Below are 20,322 nucleotides of genomic sequence, written 5' to 3'. Positions count from 1 at the left end.
GTTAGCCCCCCGCAATTTTGACCTTGAACTTCATCGCTTCTAGTATTTGTTTAAGCTTGTCTCGGTCATCTCCCTGTATTTCAATGACGCCTTCTTTTACTGCACCGCCTTGACCCATTTTACTTTTTAGTGTTTTAGCGAGTTTCTTTAAATCATGCTCAGACGGGTCTATACCAACAACCAGCATCACGCCTTTCCCTTTACGGCCTTTGGTTTGCCTTTCAATGCGGACTGCCCCATCTTTAAATAGACGGACTTCAGGTTCATTGTTTTCGCTCTCAGGTTTAATACGGCCAAATTCAGTTGAATAAACAAGATTATTTTCAGACATTTTTCAGTGCTCTTTTGTTTCTATCCCTGAATAATAACAGTTTCGTAGAGTGCATTGAACACATCTTGATAATGGTATGATTTTTATGCATTTAAATAAATTTTGATAATAAGTTCGATATTTTTTGGCGATTATTTCTAAACAAGTTATATTTAAGAACAACGGATGAATAACAAATTCGAACCATATTAGGAGGTTATAATGAGTTTGAGCAAGAGCGCTTCTGCCGATGGCAAAACGTTGACGATACAGATAAAAGGAAAGTTTGATTTCAATTTGGTTCAGTCTTTCCGTCAAGCGTATGCTGAGGTAGATGGGCAAACGGATAAGGTGATTATCGATTTGCGAGAAACTGATTATATGGATAGTTCTGCCCTTGGTATGCTTTTAAATATGAAGAAAACGTTGGGTGAATCTGTGTCGAGTATTACGATTAGCAACTGTCGTCCTCAACTAAAGAAAATATTGCAAATCTCGCGTTTTGATAAAAAGTTTGATATTGACTGATTTAGATTAGACCCTACATTGCGTATTTTAGTCGTTGATGACCAACCCTTAAATTGCACTTTGCTTAAAGCCATGCTCGAACAACAAAATTATCTGGTCGAGCTTGCAAGCAACGGGCAACAAGCGCTTGAAAAGTTAAACGAGTACTCTATTGATATCGTTTTGCTTGATGTCATGATGCCTGTAATGGATGGTTTTGAAACGGCACCACTCATTAAGCAGCAAGCTGGGGATGTTTACTTACCGATTATCTTTATTACTGCGCTTGAAGATCACCAAAGTTTTGAAAAGTGTCTTGAGGTGGGTGGTGATGACTTTATCCACAAACCCTTCGATAAAATCATTCTCTCAGCCAAAATTAAAGCGCATGCAAGAACTCGTCGTTTAAGCCAAGAAGCTAATAGGCAGAAGAAAGAACTCGAATACCATTATAATCAAACTGAGCGTGAGCATGAAATTGTGGAGCACATCTTTAGCAATGCGCTCTCGCAACAGAAAAGCTTTCCAAACATTTGTGACTTCCACCTATCCCCTGCGTCTATGTTTAATGGCGATATGTTCTTAATGGCACAGAGTCCGCTCGGTGGTTTCTATTGTCTGCTGGGGGATTTTACTGGTCATGGTTTAGCTGCTGCAGTAGGGGCTTTGCCAGCCTCTCGTATTTTCTATGCGATGGTGGCTAAAGGCATGGCTGTGAGTGACATCGCTTATGAATTAAATAATGCACTGGCAGAGTTATTACCAGGTCATATGTTCTGTGCTGCAGCAATCATAGAGTTAAGTGAGTCTGGTCGAAGTGTATCTGCTTGGCTTGGTGGCATACCTGATATTTATTTAATAGATAAAAGCGGGGCGGTAATTAAAACCCTTGAATCACAGCATATGGCATTGGGTATTCTAGAAGAAGATGAGTTCGAGAGGAATATAGTTCATTTTGAGGTTAATGACGCTCACCGTCTTGTTATGGCAACAGATGGCATTGTCGAGACAGAAAGTAAACAAGGTGAAATGTTTGGTGAAGAGCGTTTAAAAGCGACGCTTGCAAGTAAATCAAATATCGGTACCGAAGATATTATTGCTCAAGTACATCAGTTCTCTGGTCACAGTGAGCAACAAGATGACTTGAGTATCGCAATTATAAATTGTGTTGCGAATCCGCTGATTATTAATTCGGAGGTGAGCTACTCTCAGCTGCCATTTGACTTTCACGTCGTGCTAAACGCAGAAAAAATGAAACGAAATGATCCCATTTTAGAATTAGTAAATATGTTAAGTACGGTAGAAGGGGTTGATAATCACCGTTCAAATATTTTTCTTCTGCTTTCTGAAGCCTATAACAATGCATTAGATCATGGGGTGCTGGGGTTAGATTCAGAAATTAAAAATCAAGAAGATGGATTTTTTATTTTCTATCAAATGCGTGAAGAAGCATTGGCAAAGTTGCAAGCAGCTCGGATAGAAATAAGTGCAAATTACGAACCTCAGCATCAACACATTAGATTTACCATTACTGACTCCGGCACTGGCTTTCATGTTAAAGAAGATAGCACAGCTTCTTTGTGTCAAGAGCATGGTAGAGGTGTTGGTTTACTAAACGAAATAGCTCATTCGGTGTCTTATAATGAAACTGGCAACTGTGTGGAGCTTATATACTCATTAAATAACAACCCTTATATTTCTTGATTGAGTATTTAGGTGATTACTGAATAGTTTAATTTAAGTGTATAAAACTTTAGCTTAGAAAAAGTCATATCTCAAAGTCAAATAACCCCTACCACAGCAAATATCGACAAAAAATTTTTAACCGAAATTAAATCTTACTTCCGCAGGTCTTTAATGTTTCTTAATGAATTGGCTTTGTACCTTTGCAAAGCTAATTTTGTGTGCTAAGTTTCAGGTATCTGGATGTTTGGATGGCTAAAATGATTTCTTCTTATCTTTCACTGTCGGGCGTAACGACATCGCCTTCACTTGTAGAGCAAGCGCTAGCAGAATTAGATACATTTCTAAATTCTGAACAAGGCACTGCGGATGCGGTTTGGTCTTATTTGATCCCTGAATTAGGGGAAGGCGGAAGCTGTAGCTTATTTGGCCAACTACAAGATGCACCTTTTGAGTTAGAAAGCTACATCAACAATAACCAAGAAAATAAAGTGTTATTGGCAAAGCTCAATGCGATTGTGCAATTCGTTGTTGATAAAACACAGGTCGACTGGTTTGGTATATATGCAAATACCTTAACCCCTGAAGGTGAGCAGTTACTTAAATTGGCTTATCACGGTGCGCCAAGCCGTCCTTTGTTCCCACTAACAGAAGACTTTGCAAAGATAAGTAATAACGTACAAGTTGCCTTGTCTTCTAAAGGGCGAGTTGTGAATGATGTCGCTGAATACGTAGCACAAGGTGGTGAGTATTATACCTGTGATCCTAAAGTACAGTCTGAAGCATGTTTACCTATGTTTGATAACATCTCAGGTTGCACAGGGATCATCGATGCCGAGGCGTTCTCAACTGGCATTTTTGATGAACAGGTGTTGGCAGTTTTAGTTGCCGCTTGTATTAGAATTCCTCAGTATTTACCGCGTTCGTAGCACTCGAGTTCTTAAAATTTTATGTTACTATTAACGCAGTTTTAACCCCGGGTTATGCCTTGTAAATACTCTGCGCGTTTATAAGGCACACTGACAAATAACTAAATTAAGAGATGACCTATGTTCTCAGAATTAAAACCGTTACCAACTGATCCAATTTTGGGTCTTATGGCTGCTTACAAACAAGATACTAACCCTAATAAAATCGATCTTGGCGTTGGTGTTTACAAAGATGAGCAAGGTAATACCCCTGTACTAAGAGCTGTAAAGAAAGCTGAAGCTTTTCGTTTAGAAAACGAAACCACTAAGTCTTACATTGGTCTTGCTGGTAATTTAGATTTTTGTCAGAAAATGGAAACCCTGCTATTAGGTGAGCACAGCACATTACTTGCAAACCGTGTTCGCACTGCACAAGCGCCAGGTGGTACAGGTGCACTACGTGTTGCTGCTGAATTCATCAAGCGTTGTAACACAGATGCGACAGTATGGGTAACAACACCAACTTGGGCTAACCACATCAGCTTATTTGAAGCTGCGGGCCTAACAGTTAAAGAATACCCATATTATGACTACGAAAATAAAGGCTTGTTGTTCGATGAAATGATCGACACGCTTAAACAAGTACCTAAAGGCGACGTGGTTCTTTTACATGCTTGTTGTCACAACCCAAGTGGTATGGATTTAAACGAAGAGCAGTGGAAAATAGTTGCTGAACTTGCAAAAGAAGTGGGCTTCACCCCGTTAATCGATATTGCTTACCAAGGTTTTGGTGCAAGCCTTGACGAAGATGCAAAAGGCTTGCGTTTACTAGCAGATGCAGTTGATGAGCTGATTATTTGTTCTTCATGTTCTAAGAATTTTGGTCTTTACCGTGAGCGTATCGGTGCATGTTCAATCATTGCTAAAGACAGCGCAAATGCTGATATTTCTAACTCGGTATTATTAAGTGTTGTTCGTAGTATTTACTCAATGCCGCCAGCACATGGTGCAGATATCGTAAATACGATTTTAGGTAGTACAGAACTAACACAAGAGTGGCATGATGAGCTTGATGAAATGCGTAACCGTATCAATGGTCTACGTACATTAATCAAAGATAGCTTAGCGGCTCAAGGTGTAGCACAGGACTTCTCTTTCATTGATAAGCAAAACGGCATGTTCTCTTTCTTAGGTATTAATAAAGAGCAAATCGAGCGTCTACAAAAAGAATACGCAATCTATATTGTGGGTTCTAGCCGTGTAAATGTTGCAGGCGTGAGCCAAGCTAACATTGAGTACTTCTCGAAAGCAGTTGCTGAAGTACTAAAATAATTAAGCTTTAAGCTTAATGAATGCCACTTAGTGATAAGTGGCATTTTTGTTTCTGGATTGTGTTTTCTCTTGTTTTGAAGTGAATGCAAACCTTTCGCAAATTGCCTGTTTTAGTGCAGTTTGTTATAAGTAAGTAGAAGATGTTCCCAGCATTTTCTGGTCGTACGGTTTATGTAACCGTTACAATCCGCCTAATGTCAGTCTGTAAGGTATGTTTATGCGTCATGAAATTTGGCAGCAGCTTCGCCAAGAAGCAACAGAGTTAGTAAGTAGAGAGCCTCTTTTGGCAAGTCATGTTTACTCGAGTGTGTTAAATCACGAGTGTTTAGGCTCTGCGTTAAGTTTTATTGTTGCAAACAAGCTTGCGGATGCGGTGGTATCGGCTTTTACAATACGCGAATTGTTTGACCAAGCCTTTGTTGACTGCGACAGAATGTTGACCCATGTTGCCCATGACATAAAAGCAGTTAAAGATCGTGACCCTGCTGCCGATAGTTATTTAACTGTTATTTTGAACTTGAAGGGTTTTCATGCAATCCAAGCACACAGACTTGCACATTGCCTCTGGCGTCAGAACCGCAAAGAGCTCGCACGTTTCATCCAAAGCCGTACCTCTGAAGTTTTTGGCGTTGATATCCATCCTGCTTGTAAAGTCGGTCATGGCATTATGTTTGACCACGCAACTGGTATCGTAATTGGTGAAACCGCGGTAATCGAGGACAATGTTTCAATCTTACAATCTGTAACACTCGGTGGTACAGGTAATGAACAAGGCGATCGCCACCCAAAAATCAGAGCGGGTGTATTGATTGGGGCAGGAGCAAAAGTATTAGGTAATATCGAAGTCGGAGAAGGCGCACGTATTGGTGCTGGTTCAGTGGTGTTAAACCCAGTGGAGCCACATACAACTGTTGTGGGTATTCCGGCAAAAGTGGTTGGTAAGCCGAATTGTCCTTGTCCTGCAGAATCGATGGATCAAAATTTCTTAGAAGATGACGTGTCTTTAGAAAACGAATCGTATACCAGCGCTATGCTATAAACAGCATATAAATGGAAATAAAGGCTGCTACTGTGCAGCCTTTGTTGTTTCTAGGGTGTGATTCACTGTGGTGTGAATTTCACCATCATGGACTTGAGTAACAAGTGTTTCTCCCGCTTTTACTTGTTCAATCGATTTCACTACACTCTCGCCTTTTTTGGTGATGGAATAACCTCTCGCTAACACGCTCAGTGGGCTAACGCTTTCAAGTCTTGCTGCTAGCATGGCTAGCTGTTGCTCTGCGGACTGTTGGTTTTTATTTTGTGCATTCAATAATCTTTGCTCTAACTGCTGTAGCGCATCTTTTGATTGAGAAAGTCGACGTTCAGGGTGTTGATGTTGAAACCTTTGTTGCAGCAAACTCAGTTGGTTATTTTTTTGATTGAGCTGAGCATGCACGCCACGTTGCAATCGCATTGAAAGCTCGTCTAAACGCTGTGCTTGTTGCTGGAGTTGACTATTGGGATGCTGTAGCTTGAGTCGTTGTAGTAGCGCATTGTTAGTTTGCTTCGCTTCTTTGATTTTACTCAGCATTAAATGACTTAAGCGTGCGTACTTTTCAATAATGTGTTTTTTAATCGCATGTTGATCTGGGCTGACTAGTTCAGCGGCTGCTGATGGAGTAGGGGCTCTTAAATCAGCAACATAATCCGAAATGGTGGTATCTATTTCGTGACCCACAGCACTAATAATAGGTAAACGACTGGCAAATATCTCGCGGGCTAGATGCTCTTCGTTAAAGCACCATAAATCTTCTAATGAGCCGCCGCCACGGCCCACAATCAGTACGTCGACTTCATTTCGGATATTTGCCAAACGAATTTTCTCTGCAATTTGCAGGTGAGCATCGCTGCCTTGAACTTGAGTTGGATAAACGATAACTTCAAGTTGTGGAGCGCGACGCTTCATTACTGTCAAGATGTCTTTAATTGCAGCGCCAGTGGCAGAGGTAACCACACCTACTTTTCTTATTTGTGTTGGCAGAGGTTGTTTATATGCACTGCTAAATAGTCCCTCAGCAGCAAGTTGTAACTTGAGCGCTTCAAATTGTTGTTTCAGTTGGCCTTCACCTGCAGGTTCCATATGTTCAACAATTAGTTGATATTCACCGCGGGGTTCATACACTGAGACGCGTGCTGTGACAACCACTTGGGCACCATTATTGGGTCTGTACTTGCTGTAGCGGTTGTTTCCTCGCCACATGGCAGCCTTAATTTGTGCTTTGTCATCTTTTAAAGAGAAATACCAATGGCCAGATGCCGGTGCAACAAAGTTGGAGATTTCCCCGGTTAACCTTAAAGAAGCAAAACCTTGCTCTAAAATGCCGCGAATTTCTTTATTTAGCTTTGAAACTGAATAAACTTGGTGTTTTGGAGCTGAAGAAACTGAGAATGTCATCATTGGCCTCTGAAAAAATTACCGCGAAACTTTAGCATATTTTTTGAAAAAAAGATTTACTCACTACAGCAACGCTGATAAAATTCGCACGCAATTCCTATTACTCAATTCCACGTGAGAGATACCGCAAACATGCTAAGAATTGCAAAAGAAGCCCTAACTTTCGATGATGTGCTACTCATCCCTGCACACTCAACTGTATTACCTCATACCGCTGATTTAAAAACGCGTTTAACGCGTGGTATTGATTTAAACCTACCGCTTGTTTCTGCTTCAATGGACACTGTAACAGAAGCGCGTCTTGCTATTGCACTAGCACAAGAAGGCGGCATTGGTTTTGTTCATAAGAACATGACCATTGAAGAGCAAGCGAGAAATGTTCGTAAGGTTAAAGCTTACGAAGCGGGTATCGTATCTTTCCCTGTCACTGTGACAGCTGACCTGACAATTGAAGGTGCGCTGGAGCTTGCACATGAGAAAGGTTTCTCAGGTTTCCCTGTGGTTGGTGAGAATAATCAACTAGAAGGCATCGTAACTAGCCGTGATATGCGTTTTGAAACGCAACTAGATAAGCCTGTTTCTTCAGTAATGACGAAGAAAGCCGATCTTGTAACGGTAAAAGAAGGTGCTGCACGTGAAGAGATCTTAGGTCTGATGCACGAGCACCGCATTGAAAAAATCCTAGTAGTTGATGATGCGTTTGCATTAAAAGGCATGATCACAGTTAAGGACTACCAAAAAGCACAAGAAAAGCCGAATGCATGTAAAGACGAGCAAGGTCGTTTACGTGTAGGTGCAGCTGTTGGTGTGGGTGCAGGTACTGATGAGCGTATCGCAGCCCTTGTTGAAGCGGGTGTTGATGTATTGCTTATCGATACTTCACACGGTCACTCTCAAGGCGTAATTGACCGTGTTAAAGCAACACGTGAAGCATACCCAGATTTACAAATCGTTGCCGGTAACGTTGCTACAGCTGAAGGCGCGATTGCGTTAGCTGATGCAGGTGCTGATGCAGTTAAGGTTGGTATTGGCCCAGGTTCTATTTGTACTACTCGTATTGTAACAGGCTGTGGTGTACCGCAAATTACCGCTATCTCTGATGCTGTTGAAGGTTTAAAAGGTCGTGACATCCCTGTGATTGCTGATGGTGGTATCCGTTTCTCTGGTGATATCGTAAAAGCACTTGTGGCTGGTGCATCATGCGTGATGGTTGGTTCTATGCTTGCAGGTACTGAAGAGTCTCCAGGTGAAGTTGAGCTTTACCAAGGTCGTTACTACAAGTCTTACCGAGGTATGGGTAGCTTGGGTGCAATGAACCAAAAAGAAGGTTCGTCAGACCGTTACTTCCAAAAATCAAATGAAGCAGACAAATTGGTACCTGAAGGTATCGAAGGTCGTGTTGCATATAAAGGTCCTATCGCAACGATTATTCACCAGCAAGTGGGTGGTATCCGTAGTGCAATGGGCTTAACTGGCTGTGCAACGATTGCTGAACTAAATACAAAACCTCAGTTTGTTAAAGTAACGTCTGCAGGTATGGGTGAGTCACACGTTCACGACGTGCAGATCACCAAAGAAGCGCCTAACTACCGTATGGGTTAATGCGCAACGCATATTAAAAATTGGGCTAGCTCAGGCTAGCCCTTCTTAATTTAGGTAAAGTTCGTTTTTGTGCTTTACTAAACTTATCGTTTTCTAACCAACGAGATTATCAATGAGCAAAGACATCCACGATTCCCGCATTTTGATCTTAGATTTCGGTTCTCAGTACACGCAGCTTATCGCGCGCCGTGTTCGTGAAATCGGTGTTTACTGTGAGCTTTGGGCTTGGGACGTAACGGAAGAACAGATCCGTGAATTCAACCCACAAGGTATTATTTTATCTGGTGGCCCAGAGTCAACGACAGAAGAAAACAGTCCGCGTGCACCTGAGTATGTATTTAATGCTGGCGTGCCAGTATTAGGCGTATGTTACGGCATGCAGACTATGGCGATGCAGTTAGGCGGCCTAGTTGAAAGCTCAGACAAGAAAGAGTTCGGTTACGCACGTGTTGAAAAACTAGGTAACTGTAAACTATTTGAAGACATTCAAGATCACATCGAGAATGGTTCTGATTTCCTAGACGTGTGGATGAGCCACGGCGACAAAGTAATTGAAGTTCCAGAAACATTTGTAACTTCAGCTAAAACTGATACATGTCCTCACGCGGCTATGTCTTGGGAAGAAAAGCGTTTTTACGGTGTTCAATTCCACCCTGAAGTAACGCATACACAGCAAGGTCAGCGCCTGTTAGAACGTTTTGTTATTGATATCTGTGACTGTGAAAAGCTATGGACTCCATCGCAAATTATTGAAGATGCCGTTGCTAAAATCAAAGAAAAAGTAGGTGATGACGAAGTTATCCTAGGCCTATCTGGTGGTGTTGATTCATCAGTTGTAGCCATGCTTATCCACCGTGCAATTGGTAAGAAGCTAACCTGTGTATTCGTTGATAACGGTCTACTTCGTTTGAACGAAGGTCAGCAAGTAATGGAAATGTTTGGTGATAAGTTCGGTCTTAACATCATCAAAGTAGATGCTGAAGAGCAGTTCTTAAATGACCTAGCTGGTCTTTCAGATCCAGAAGATAAGCGTAAAGCAATCGGCCATACGTTCATTGACGTGTTCGATGCTGAGTCTAAAAAGCTGAAAAATGCGAAATGGTTAGCACAAGGTACAATTTACCCAGACGTGATCGAGTCAGCGGCTTCTAAAACAGGTAAGGCACACGTGATCAAGTCTCACCATAACGTAGGTGGTCTACCTGACGATATGGAAATGGGTCTAGTTGAGCCGCTTCGTGAGTTATTTAAAGATGAAGTACGTAAGATTGGTCTTGAGTTAGGTTTACCTTACGACATGCTTTACCGTCACCCATTCCCAGGTCCAGGTTTAGGTGTACGTGTACTAGGTGAAATTAAGAAAGAATACTGTGACTTACTTCGTCGTGCAGACGCTATCTTCATTGAAGAACTACATAAAGCAGACATCTACCACAAAGTATCGCAAGCATTCACGGTATTCCTACCGGTTAAATCGGTTGGCGTAATGGGTGATGCACGTAAATACGACTGGGTAGTATCACTTCGTTGTGTAGAAACAATCGACTTTATGACAGCGCGTTGGTCACACCTACCTTATGATTTCTTAGGTCTGGTATCAAACCGCATCATTAACGAGATCGATGGTATCTCACGCGTGGTTTACGATATTTCTGGTAAGCCACCAGCAACCATCGAATGGGAATAATGAGCAAGTAGTTCATTGCTAATTTGATGATTAAAAAGGCGAATAGGTAAAATATTCGCCTTTTTGTTTATTAAAGCCGCAGTTGAACGTTTTTTTGAAATTTTTACTTTACCTTTAAAAAAACCTCTCTATAATGCGACGTCATTGCAGGGGCGTAGTTCCAATTGGTAGAACAGCGGTCTCCAAAACCGATGGTTGCGGGTTCGAGTCCTGCCGCCCCTGCCACTTCTTACTTTGCTTTCTCTGCTACAAACCTTTATATTCTCAAAAAAATTCTTCAAGATTTAACTATGCGCGCATTGCATGCTGATGTTTTAGGTATTACACCACTTAAACTCAATTCACATTTTGCTCCAGAGACATCTGAGTCTGAAACGACTTCGGCTGATCACAGTGATATGCCTTCTGAGCTGCATACTGGGCAACATGAGTTACTAACCCTACCTTATCAATTACATGCTGATTTATTATTGCTACAGCCCTCAGGCTTTGCTGAAATAATAAAGGGCGATAGCGTCAAGCTGCAGAACAATGTTCTTACTCTGCCTTCGGTGAACCTCACGGTTGAGCACAAACGTGCGTTATGGAAGTTATTACATGACAACTAAAATAGTTACGGGCTTGCTTAATGACATGCCGCTTGAAAGCATTATGAATATTGAAGAGGCGTGCCATAGCTTCCCTTGGAGTGCTAAAACCATGCAATCCTGTTTAGGTGGTCGATACTACAATGCGGGTTTATTGTTAGGTGATGAATTGGTTGGTTTTTATATTGCCGAGCAGGTTGGGCCTGATCATACTTTGATGGATATTTGCGTCGCCCCCCAGTACCAAGGGCAGGGTTATGCGAAACAACTGATGGTTCACTTGCTGGAGCAGGCGCAAGAACGCCAAGCAGAAAACTGTTTCTTAGAAGTAAGAGAGTCAAACCTAAGCGCGATTGCGGTTTATCAAAAGTTCGATTTTTCAGAAGTGGGTTTACGGAAAAACTATTACCCAGCGAAAGAGGGTAAAGAGCACGCAGTGTTAATGGCGAGAAGCTTCTTTTAAAAGCATTTAATTCACAGTTTGCTGCTGTTGTGCCAAGGTGTACTTGATGGCTTCACATAGATTCAATTGCGTATACTGCCACTGAGCCTGCTGATTGGTCATTAAGCTATTTTCAAGCTCTTCAGCAGCGCTGTGAATGTTCATAAAGCCAAAGCAGCCGGCACTACCTTTTAAGCTATGAGCAAGCGCTCTGAGCGACTCCCACTCCTGATTATCATAATAGTGTTGCACTTGTTTAAGATAGTCAGGCAGCTTTTCCATGTAATTTTTGTTTATTTGTACAAACTTTTCACTGGCTAATAGAGAATCCCACTTAGATTGACTCGCGGCCTGGATCTGTAGGTGCTCTAAAAGTACTTGGCCAAGTTGCTTCTTATCGATTGGTTTTGCCAAGGTTGCATCACAGCCAGCAGCAAGGTAAGACTCAACATCATGCTTCATGACATTCGCAGTGAGGGCGATGATAGGGCCATCATAGGCCGCATGCCGGAGCATTTCTGTGGCTTCTAGGCCACCCATGACAGGCATTTGCATATCCATCAAAATCAGTTGGTAATCATTAACTAGCGCTTTCTCAACTGCTTCAGCGCCATTATTAGCTATGTCTGGCTTAATTCCCCATGCATCAAGCAGTAGACAGATCAGCTCTTGGTTATCAGGGTTATCTTCGGCGAGTAGAATATTGGCATCAAATTGGGTTGCTGCAAGCTCTTGTGAAGCATCGGGAATGTGCGCAGACTCCTCCAACTTATTGATAAGTTGGTAATCACCGTTCGGGAAGTTTGCTAGAACTCGAATAGTAAACTTACTGCCCATACCTTGTTCGCTCAAAACTTCTACATCACCACCAAGTAGCTGCGCTAAATTCTTGGAAATACAAAGGCCTAAACCGGTACCGCCGAAGCGGCGTGTGGTGGTGCTATCAGCCTGCTCGAAAGGTTTAAAGACACGTTTGATTTCACTATCAGACATGCCGATACCAGTATCTTCGATGAAAAACTCAACGCTTTGACTTTGGTGAATAAATCGAACGCTTAAACGTATGCCACCATACTCGGTAAACTTCACTGCGTTGGTGGTAATGTTTAATAAGATTTGTTTTAAGCGAGTAATATCACTGTAAATGGAGCGCGGCAACGGAAATTGGTAGTCCATAGAAAAAGATAGCTGTTTTTCTTGTGCTAGTGGCGCGATGATCGACTCAACATCTTCAAGTAAAGGCTGAAGTTTGAATGGGCGATGCTCTACATCAAGCTTTTCAGCTTCGATTTTTGATAAATCGAGTATGTTATTTATCAGCTCTAACAAGTGCTTTGAGTTTCGCAGTACCGTGCTTAAGTGGTTTCGATTCGCGGTCGCTTGCGGGTTGATGATCAACTGCTCGGTGAAACCCATAATCGCAGTCAGAGGGGTGCGGATCTCATGACTCATATTGGCTAAGAAACGACTTTTTAAATCACTCGCTTGCTCAGCTTCCCTAATAGCAATTTCGAGTTGTTGATTTGTTTGTTCAAGTTCCTCAGTACGGACATCAACCATTTCTTCTAGGTGTAACTTATAGGTTTTAAGTTCAGATTGAGAATCTCTGATCTGTTTTACCATGTGGTTGAAGTCTCTAAATAAAAGTCCAACTTCATCGTTGCTTTGTTCAGGTAAAGAGACTGATAAATTACCATCACCGACCTTATGGCTGGCAGCACCTAGTAATTCAATTGGGTTTAAAAGTAGGTTCCTTACCACTATAAAAATCAAGATAGGGAGAGTTATCACCGACAAAATGACAATCAAAGCAGTGATCAAACTAATTGCTTTACCTGATTGATACAGCAGCGCTTTCGGAATGCTCGATAAATAATAATATCCGCCACTAAGCTGAACAGCATAAACCATCCGCTCTATGTTATCGACGCTAGACAATTTAATTGACTTCAGCGTACTGCGCTCAGCGGTTGCTTGTATTTTTTGAGTTTCTTCGTTGTTCAATGATTGTGCATACAGACTCGGGTCTGAGCTGAACAAGATTTCACCCTGCCGAGTAACCAATAAGTTTAAGGTATTATTGTATGGAGACTCTAAGATACTTGAGTGAATTACTGACGGGTCAACTTGAACTATGATGTAGCCTTGTTGTTTTGGTCTTTTGAGCTGGTAATCAACACTGAAAATTTGCTGTACAAGATAAATATGTGTGGTGTTGTTTTCAGTCGGCACCATGAATTTCTGCTGCCGCATACTGCTACTTTTTACTTGCTCAAAAAACGGATAACTTTGTGGTGCCTGATTTAAATTATTCGCATAGTACGCTTTTGATTCACCCTCTGGTGAAACTAGGTTAATGCTTAATATGTCAGGGTAGGCATCACTGTAACTTGCAAATACATCCATTAAAGCGCCAAGCCGAGCGGTTTTTTCAAAAGGTGTTTCAAAATCTATTGCGAGAAAATCGCTTAATACAGGAGAAGTTGAGAGCAGTTTGGTGGTTGACTGATAAATCTCAATATAGTTGAACATCTTCTGATGCTGCTGTTCAACAAATCGACTTACAGTGAGCTTTGCTTGTTTTTGTGTTGAACTAGTAACGTTAGTCAAGGTGAAACCACCTAAAAACAGCAAAGGTAAAATCACTAATGGAGTGATGTACCATAATAATTTTATACTTAACTTGCTGGTTTTCATGCGATTTAAATAACGTCCTAAATGTTCTTCTTGTTAGCATAATGGAACAAAGCCCAAGTATCTAATCCTAAGACAATGCAGCTTTTTTAACAAGTCATATGCGCTATGTTCATACTTGTTTAATAAAGCAACTATTTTGCTTCAAATAAACATTGAGTGAATACAAGGTCATCTATAATTTGATAGTAAACATTAACTTCTAAACCTGTTTGTACTTGTTTGCTTAAGTTATGCATTATTTTAAAAGTTAAAACAGTCTCGTTAAATGCAATTAACTTTGCTTTATCGAAGCCAAAATATTTTTTCACAAAAGGGTAGAGGGCTTTATAAATACTTTCTTTGGCAGAAAAAATAACACTTAAGGGGTGTGTTACTTGCTTACCAAGTTCATGAAATTGCGTTTTTTCGTCATCTCGTAATATGTGCGTTTGCAGTTTTGTCTCTTGACTATCTTTCATCAATTTTTCGACATCAATACCTACGGCTGTGGCGCGATTTTGCAAACCAGCTATCGCAGCAGCAATGCCCTTGGTATGGGTAATTGAACCAAAGGTACCAGTCGGCCAAATTGGCACTCTATCATCTGCGGTATGGACTATTGGGTTTTCAAAATTCAGTGCTGTTAATGCCTGAGTGGCACAAATCCGGCCTGCCAAATATTCAGCTTGGCGTTTATGAACGGCTTTTTTTATGCGCTCAGGGAGAGGCTGTTTAAATTGTTCGAAACTTTGAGGCACAAAGCTCTCTGCATCGAACTCAAGCACCACGAGTTCAAGCGCGAGATGATTTTCAAAAATAGACGATTTGGTGACTTGCATAGCGCACTCCTTTTAAGGGAGCTGAGTGTCAGTTATTTGTATTTAAATCGCAAGTTTTTCTATGCAACATAAGGGTTGAGCTACTTAAGGAGGGCAATAAGTTTTACAAAAGTTTACCTGCTTTCTTTTAGCCCTGCTTTTAGGATAAATCTAAATTAAAAAACGTCTTAGCTCGAACACTAAACACATACTTTGTTACAAACACTGAAAGTTATTTTGTAATAAAAACCTTGGTTAGTGGTCTTAGTTTAAGACGTAAGAAATGGATTGATACTATGCAGCAGAGTCAAACTTTGTGTTATCTAAGTGCATCGCCTTGGCAGCTATTAAGAAAAACCACCGCTATTTTATTGCCAGCGATTTGTTTTCTACTGGCCTACGATCTAGCCGAATCGTCGGTGATAGCCAATACTAATGAGCAGCTACTACAGCTCTACGGGTATGCCCAGCCTTTACTTGTAATCTTGATGGCTTTTGCTGTTGCCTTGTCGGTTCGAACAAATATGGCGATGGTGCAATTGGTCGAGCAGCAAAATAAAGGATTGCTTGCTCATATTCGCTTTGGAGTCTTTGCCAGCGCCGCTGTATCTATCTTCTTATTGCTTACATTAGACGAAGTGCTTGCCTTATTTGGTTTAGCTGAGTGGTTGAGTAGTTTATCGGACGTGCCGTCTGCCGAGTTTACTTCAGAGATCATGTCGTTTTTAACAGTGCGGATCAGCACACTCTTTGCTCTAGTGATTATTTGGCAAGTTAGCAGCGCGCTCAGAGCGCTAAATGATTGTTGGTACTCGGCACTGTATTTATTGCTTTGGATGATGTGTAAATCAATTGGGTTGTTAGTATTAGCTCAGCAAAGCGAGCTTTATTTGCTAAGCTCTCTCGGCGAGTTGCATGCTTTTGTTGATGTTCTATTTGCAGTGATTGGTTTAAGTCTTGTGTTCATTAGGCATAAATCGAGTTTATTTTCATCAAGCAAAGCAGTAAATGGCAATTTAGATACGGTACTCATTATTTGCCAGCAGATAATGCCTGCATGCTCTCTTGCGCTATTAACTTATATCGCCAGCCAGTTTGATGCGGCTTTTATCGCAGTATTTGCTTTAACCTTTAAAATAGAAGCATTGGCTTTATTGATCCCTATGGTGCTGACCGCTTCATTGCCTGCAATAGTCGGCGTCAATTATTGGTCGAATAATAAAAAACGTGCTGTGAGTATTTTAAAAAGTGCGTTTTATCTCATTGTTACTATGCAATGTGTGATAGCCGTCTTGCTTTATCTATTTCAGTCACAGCTATTTGCTGGGATCTGCCCCGATTGTCAGCAAATTACCTTGTTAAAATACTTCATTCAATTCTTGCCCATTAGTTATGTCGGCTTAGGTATGTCTATGGTGTATGTCTCTTGTTTAAATGCCATGGGCAAGAGTAAACAAGCCATGGTGTTTTTGTCTTGTCACCGTCTATTGCTTATCCCATTCTTGGCTGTGTTGGGGATTAACCTATTTGGCAATATGGGATTATTTATTGGTTTAGCGGTTTCGCATTTGGTTATGGGCGGTTTTGTATTTTATCAGATCACTGTTGTTTACAGCCGTTCAAGTGATGAACAATGCGACATGGTGCAATTAGGTTTGCAAACAGAAAAAACTTAACTATTTAAAAAGAAAAAGTTGTTATAAAAACCGCTGCACGATTGAGTATCTTGGCAAGATAAGCGAAAATAGTCGATTAACTGATATTCACAGCCTGAGCAGGGCAAGTAATTTCATTTTACTTGTGCTGTGCTCAACTTAAGAGAAGATTTTAATCGATGTCAAACGCTTCAATTCCTCAGGAAGTCTCGAAAAGACGGACTTTCGCGATTATCTCGCACCCGGATGCGGGTAAAACCACCATCACAGAAAAAGTACTTTTATTCGGAAAGGCTTTACAAAAAGCCGGTACAGTAAAAGGCCGTGGTTCAAACCAGCACGCTAAGTCTGACTGGATGGAAATGGAAAAAGAGCGTGGTATCTCTGTTACAACCTCTGTGATGCAGTTCCCGTATAACGATGCTTTGGTGAATCTGCTAGATACTCCGGGACACGAAGACTTCTCTGAAGATACTTATCGTACACTGACAGCCGTTGACTCATGCCTGATGGTGATCGATGCAGCGAAAGGTGTAGAAGACCGTACACGTAAACTAATGGAAGTAACGCGCTTACGTGACACGCCAATCGTGACGTTCATGAACAAGCTTGACCGTGACATCCGTGACCCAATGGAAGTAATGGACGAAGTTGAAACTGAACTTAACATCATGTGTGCGCCTATCACTTGGCCAATTGGTTGTGGTAAAGAGTTTAAAGGTGTGTATCACATTCACCGTGATGAAACGATTCTATATGCAACCGGTCAAGGTCATACCATCCAAGAAAAACGCATCATTAAGGGCTTAGATAACCCAGACTTAGATGCAGAGATCGGTGATGAATTAGCCGAACAGCTTCGTGAAGAATTAGAGTTAGTAATTGGCGCATCAAACGAATTTGATCACGACCTATTTTTATCAGGTGAGCTAACGCCAGTTTACTTTGGTACTGCATTAGGTAACTTCGGTGTTGACCACATGCTTGACGGTTTGACTGAGTGGGCGCCAACGCCAATGCCACGTCAAACAGAAGAGCGTGAAGTCAAAGCAGAAGAAGAAAAGTTCTCAGGCTTCGTATTTAAAATTCAAGCGAACATGGACCCGAAACACCGAGACCGTATCGCATTCATGCGTATTGTATCGGGTAAATATACCCAAGGTATGAAAATGGACCACGTACGTATTGGCAAAAAAGTCAGTATTTCTGACGCGGTTACTTTCATGGCCGGTGACCGTGAACGTGCGCAAGAAGCCTTTGCCGGTGACATCATAGGTTTGCATAACCACGGTACAATCCAAATCGGTGATACTTTTACTCAAGGTGAGAAGCTTAAGTTCAGTGGTATTCCAAACTTCGCGCCAGAGTTATTCCGTAGCATTCGCTTGAAAGATCCTCTTAAGCAAAAGCAGTTATTAAAAGGCCTAGTTCAGCTTTCAGAAGAAGGTGCGGTACAGGTATTTAGACCATTACAAAATAATAGCCTAATCGTAGGTGCGGTTGGTGTGCTGCAGTTTGATGTGGTTGTTGCCCGTTTGAAAGCGGAATATAACGTGGATGCAATCTACGAGAGTGTGTCGGTACAAACAGCGCGTTGGGTAACCTGCGACGACGATAAGAAAATGGCTGAGTTTAAACGTAAGTGTGAAGCTAACTTAGCCCTTGATGGTGGTGATAACTTAACTTACATTGCACCAAGCCGTGTAAACTTAAACTTATCGATGGAACGCTATCCTGATGTTCAGTTCCACCATACACGTGAACACTAATAAACGCTTAAATTGAATCGAATTTAACCTTGCTGGCATTGAAGGCTGGCAAGGGTTACAGGATAAAAAATGAATATCAAAACTCTATTAATTGAAAAAGCTAACGCGGCGATGCACGCTGCGGGCATTCCTGAAGGCACAAACCCAGCGGTTACACAATCTACTCGTCCGCAATTTGGTGATTATCAAATCAATGGCGCAATGGGCGCTGCAAAAGCATTAAAAACCAACCCGCGTGAACTTGCACAAAAGATTATCGACAATTTAGACGTTGCCGATCTTGCTGCAAAAACGGAAATTGCAGGCCCAGGTTTCATTAACATTCACCTAAAGCCTGAGTTTTTAGCTGCTAGCCTAGAAGCGGCAAACCAAGATGCAAAACTTGGTGTTGCTGAACACGCAAACCCGCATAAAGTTGTGGTTGATTACTCTTCACCAAACCTTGCAAAAGAAATGCACGTGGGTCACTTGCGTTCTACCATCATTGGTGATGCGGTTGTACGTACCCTTGAATTTCGTGGTGATACGGTTATTCGTCAAAACCATATGGGTGACTGGGGTACTCAGTTCGGTATGCTTATCGCACACCTTGAAGATTTACTTGAGCAGGGCGTAGATCTTGAAAAAGTAGCACTTGCTGACCTTGAAAGCTTCTACCGTGACGCGAAAAAGCGTTTCGATGATGAAGAAGGCTTTGCTGACAAAGCACGTGACTATGTCGTTAAACTACAAGGTGGCGACGCGCACTGTAAGAAACTTTGGCAGATGTTTATCGACACGTCGGTTAAACACTCTGAAGAAGTATACGCAAGATTAAACGTTACACTTGGCCGTGACGATATTAAAGCTGAAAGCGCTTATAACGACCGTCTTCAAGGCGTGATTGAGCTACTTAAAGAAAAAGGCATCGCAGTTGAAGACCAAGGTGCGCAAGTAGTATTCCTTGATGAGCTTGCGAACAAAGATGGCGAGCCATCAGTGTTCATCGTTCAAAAGTCAGGTGGCGGTTTCTTATATTCAACGACTGACCTTGCAGCTTGTGACTACCGTTCAAACGAACTAGACGTTGACCGTATCTTAATTTTTGTAGATGCACGTCAGGGCTTACACTTCAACCAAGTTGAGATCACAGCACGTAAAGCGGGTCTGTTAAAAGATAAAACCAGCTACGAGCCAAGCCTGTTCGGCACTATGATGGGTGATGATGGTAAACCATTCAAAACTCGTACGGGTGGCACAGTTAAACTTGCAGACCTACTTGAAGAAGCAGTAAGCCGTGCAGCAGATAAAATTGCTGACCGTACAGCTGAATTAAGCGAAGAAGAGCGCAGCGAAATCGCGCGTAAAGTGGGTATTGGCGCAGTTAAATACGCTGACTTATCTAAGCACCGTACCAGTGACTATATCTTCAACTGGGACACAATGCTGAGCTTTGAAGGCGCAACCGCACCTTACTTACAGTACGCTTACACGCGTGTAAGTGGCATTTTCCGTAAAGCGGGTGTAGACAGTGCAAACCTTGCTGGCAGCATCAACATTGTTGAGCCGCAAGAAAAAGCATTGGCGTTAAAACTACTTCAGCTTGAAGAAGTGCTTGATCTGATGATCAGCGAAGCGACTCCACACGTATTATGTGGTTACTTATATGAGCTTGCGAGCCTGTATATGACATTCTACGAAGCGTGCCCAATCTTAAAAGATGATGTGGCGGCTGATGTGCGTGAAAGCCGTTTACTACTATGTAACTTAGTGGCTAAATCGCTGCGTACCGGTCTAGACCTTCTGGGCATCGAAGTGATGGAGCAGATGTAATCTGTTTCATTCACTGAATGAGTTTTATAGGCCGCGCAACAGCATGTTGTTGCGGCCTTTTTTATACCCAATTAAGAGCAGATTGTTATTAACCTAA

Annotated in this window: 16 protein-coding genes and 1 tRNA gene; 13 read left to right on the top strand and 4 right to left on the bottom strand. The window is 41.8% G+C overall.

Features of this window, described 5'->3' with window-relative positions:
- Position 1: 1 nt before the first annotated feature.
- Entirely contained in the window at positions 2 to 331 is a 330-nt protein-coding gene (gene yciH, locus ACXAC4_RS12555; protein WP_138482621.1) for a stress response translation initiation inhibitor YciH, read from the bottom strand.
- Between the two features lie 201 nt (positions 332 to 532).
- Here yciH and ACXAC4_RS12550 point away from each other — a divergent pair, with 201 nt between their 5' ends.
- The 5 genes from ACXAC4_RS12550 to cysE all read left to right on the top strand — a co-directional run bounded on the left by ACXAC4_RS12550 (position 533) and on the right by cysE (position 5,779).
- Positions 533 to 838 (top strand): STAS domain-containing protein, encoded by a 306-nt coding sequence (locus tag ACXAC4_RS12550; RefSeq protein WP_058030687.1) that lies wholly within the window; start codon positions 533 to 535, stop codon positions 836 to 838.
- Positions 839 to 856: 18 nt separating this feature from the next.
- On the top strand, positions 857 to 2,521 hold the full coding sequence (locus ACXAC4_RS12545; protein ID WP_475162074.1) for an ATP-binding SpoIIE family protein phosphatase: 1,665 nt from the start codon (positions 857 to 859) through the stop codon (positions 2,519 to 2,521).
- 239 nt (positions 2,522 to 2,760) lie between these two features.
- A complete protein-coding gene (locus tag ACXAC4_RS12540; RefSeq protein WP_475164124.1) occupies positions 2,761 to 3,429 on the top strand; it encodes a GAF domain-containing protein in 669 nt (222 codons plus the stop codon).
- A gap of 120 nt (positions 3,430 to 3,549) precedes the next feature.
- On the top strand, positions 3,550 to 4,740 hold the full coding sequence (locus tag ACXAC4_RS12535) for an amino acid aminotransferase (protein WP_058030684.1): 1,191 nt from the start codon (positions 3,550 to 3,552) through the stop codon (positions 4,738 to 4,740).
- Positions 4,741 to 4,957: 217 nt separating this feature from the next.
- A complete protein-coding gene (gene cysE, locus ACXAC4_RS12530) occupies positions 4,958 to 5,779 on the top strand; it encodes a serine O-acetyltransferase (protein ID WP_475162068.1) in 822 nt (273 codons plus the stop codon).
- A gap of 27 nt (positions 5,780 to 5,806) precedes the next feature.
- On the opposite strand, the gene xseA is transcribed toward cysE, so the two are convergent.
- Complete coding sequence (gene xseA, locus ACXAC4_RS12525) at positions 5,807 to 7,177, bottom strand: exodeoxyribonuclease VII large subunit (protein WP_475164122.1); 1,371 nt, start codon at positions 7,175 to 7,177, stop codon at positions 5,807 to 5,809.
- A 132-nt stretch (positions 7,178 to 7,309) separates the two neighbouring features.
- Here xseA and guaB point away from each other — a divergent pair, with 132 nt between their 5' ends.
- The 5 genes from guaB to rimI all read left to right on the top strand — a co-directional run bounded on the left by guaB (position 7,310) and on the right by rimI (position 11,516).
- Positions 7,310 to 8,779, top strand: coding sequence for an IMP dehydrogenase (gene guaB, locus ACXAC4_RS12520; protein ID WP_349285658.1), 1,470 nt, complete (start codon positions 7,310 to 7,312; stop codon positions 8,777 to 8,779).
- A 112-nt stretch (positions 8,780 to 8,891) separates the two neighbouring features.
- Positions 8,892 to 10,466 (top strand): glutamine-hydrolyzing GMP synthase, encoded by a 1,575-nt coding sequence (gene guaA, locus ACXAC4_RS12515; protein ID WP_475162065.1) that lies wholly within the window; start codon positions 8,892 to 8,894, stop codon positions 10,464 to 10,466.
- Positions 10,467 to 10,614: 148 nt separating this feature from the next.
- A tRNA-Trp gene (locus ACXAC4_RS12510) sits at positions 10,615 to 10,691 on the top strand.
- A gap of 65 nt (positions 10,692 to 10,756) precedes the next feature.
- Positions 10,757 to 11,074 carry a hypothetical protein gene (locus tag ACXAC4_RS12505; RefSeq protein WP_475162063.1) on the top strand — a complete coding sequence of 106 codons (318 nt, stop codon included), beginning with the start codon at positions 10,757 to 10,759 and terminating at the stop codon, positions 11,072 to 11,074.
- Entirely contained in the window at positions 11,064 to 11,516 is a 453-nt protein-coding gene (gene rimI / locus ACXAC4_RS12500) for a ribosomal protein S18-alanine N-acetyltransferase (protein WP_475162060.1), read from the top strand. The genes ACXAC4_RS12505 and rimI overlap by 11 nt, the downstream gene beginning before the upstream one ends.
- Positions 11,517 to 11,522: 6 nt before the next feature.
- On the opposite strand, the gene ACXAC4_RS12495 is transcribed toward rimI, so the two are convergent.
- Both ACXAC4_RS12495 and ACXAC4_RS12490 read right to left on the bottom strand, forming a co-directional pair.
- The gene (locus tag ACXAC4_RS12495; RefSeq protein WP_475162059.1) at positions 11,523 to 14,192 is read right to left on the bottom strand and encodes an ATP-binding protein; all 2,670 of its coding nucleotides are present in this window, start codon (positions 14,190 to 14,192) and stop codon (positions 11,523 to 11,525) included.
- A 131-nt stretch (positions 14,193 to 14,323) separates the two neighbouring features.
- Entirely contained in the window at positions 14,324 to 15,010 is a 687-nt protein-coding gene (locus ACXAC4_RS12490; RefSeq protein WP_475162056.1) for a 4'-phosphopantetheinyl transferase family protein, read from the bottom strand.
- 275 nt (positions 15,011 to 15,285) lie between these two features.
- Here ACXAC4_RS12490 and ACXAC4_RS12485 point away from each other — a divergent pair, with 275 nt between their 5' ends.
- The 3 genes from ACXAC4_RS12485 (at position 15,286) to argS (ending at position 20,225) form a co-directional block, all read left to right on the top strand.
- On the top strand, positions 15,286 to 16,665 hold the full coding sequence (locus tag ACXAC4_RS12485; RefSeq protein ID WP_475162054.1) for an MATE family efflux transporter: 1,380 nt from the start codon (positions 15,286 to 15,288) through the stop codon (positions 16,663 to 16,665).
- 158 nt (positions 16,666 to 16,823) lie between these two features.
- Positions 16,824 to 18,413 (top strand): peptide chain release factor 3, encoded by a 1,590-nt coding sequence (prfC, locus tag ACXAC4_RS12480; RefSeq protein WP_058030675.1) that lies wholly within the window; start codon positions 16,824 to 16,826, stop codon positions 18,411 to 18,413.
- 69 nt (positions 18,414 to 18,482) lie between these two features.
- Positions 18,483 to 20,225 (top strand): arginine--tRNA ligase, encoded by a 1,743-nt coding sequence (argS, locus tag ACXAC4_RS12475; protein ID WP_475162052.1) that lies wholly within the window; start codon positions 18,483 to 18,485, stop codon positions 20,223 to 20,225.
- The last annotated feature ends 97 nt before the right edge of the window (positions 20,226 to 20,322 follow it).

It is taken from the genome of Pseudoalteromonas sp. AWM4_233, from assembly GCF_056158285.1.
This window is presented reverse-complemented; position numbering and strand designations above follow the sequence as displayed.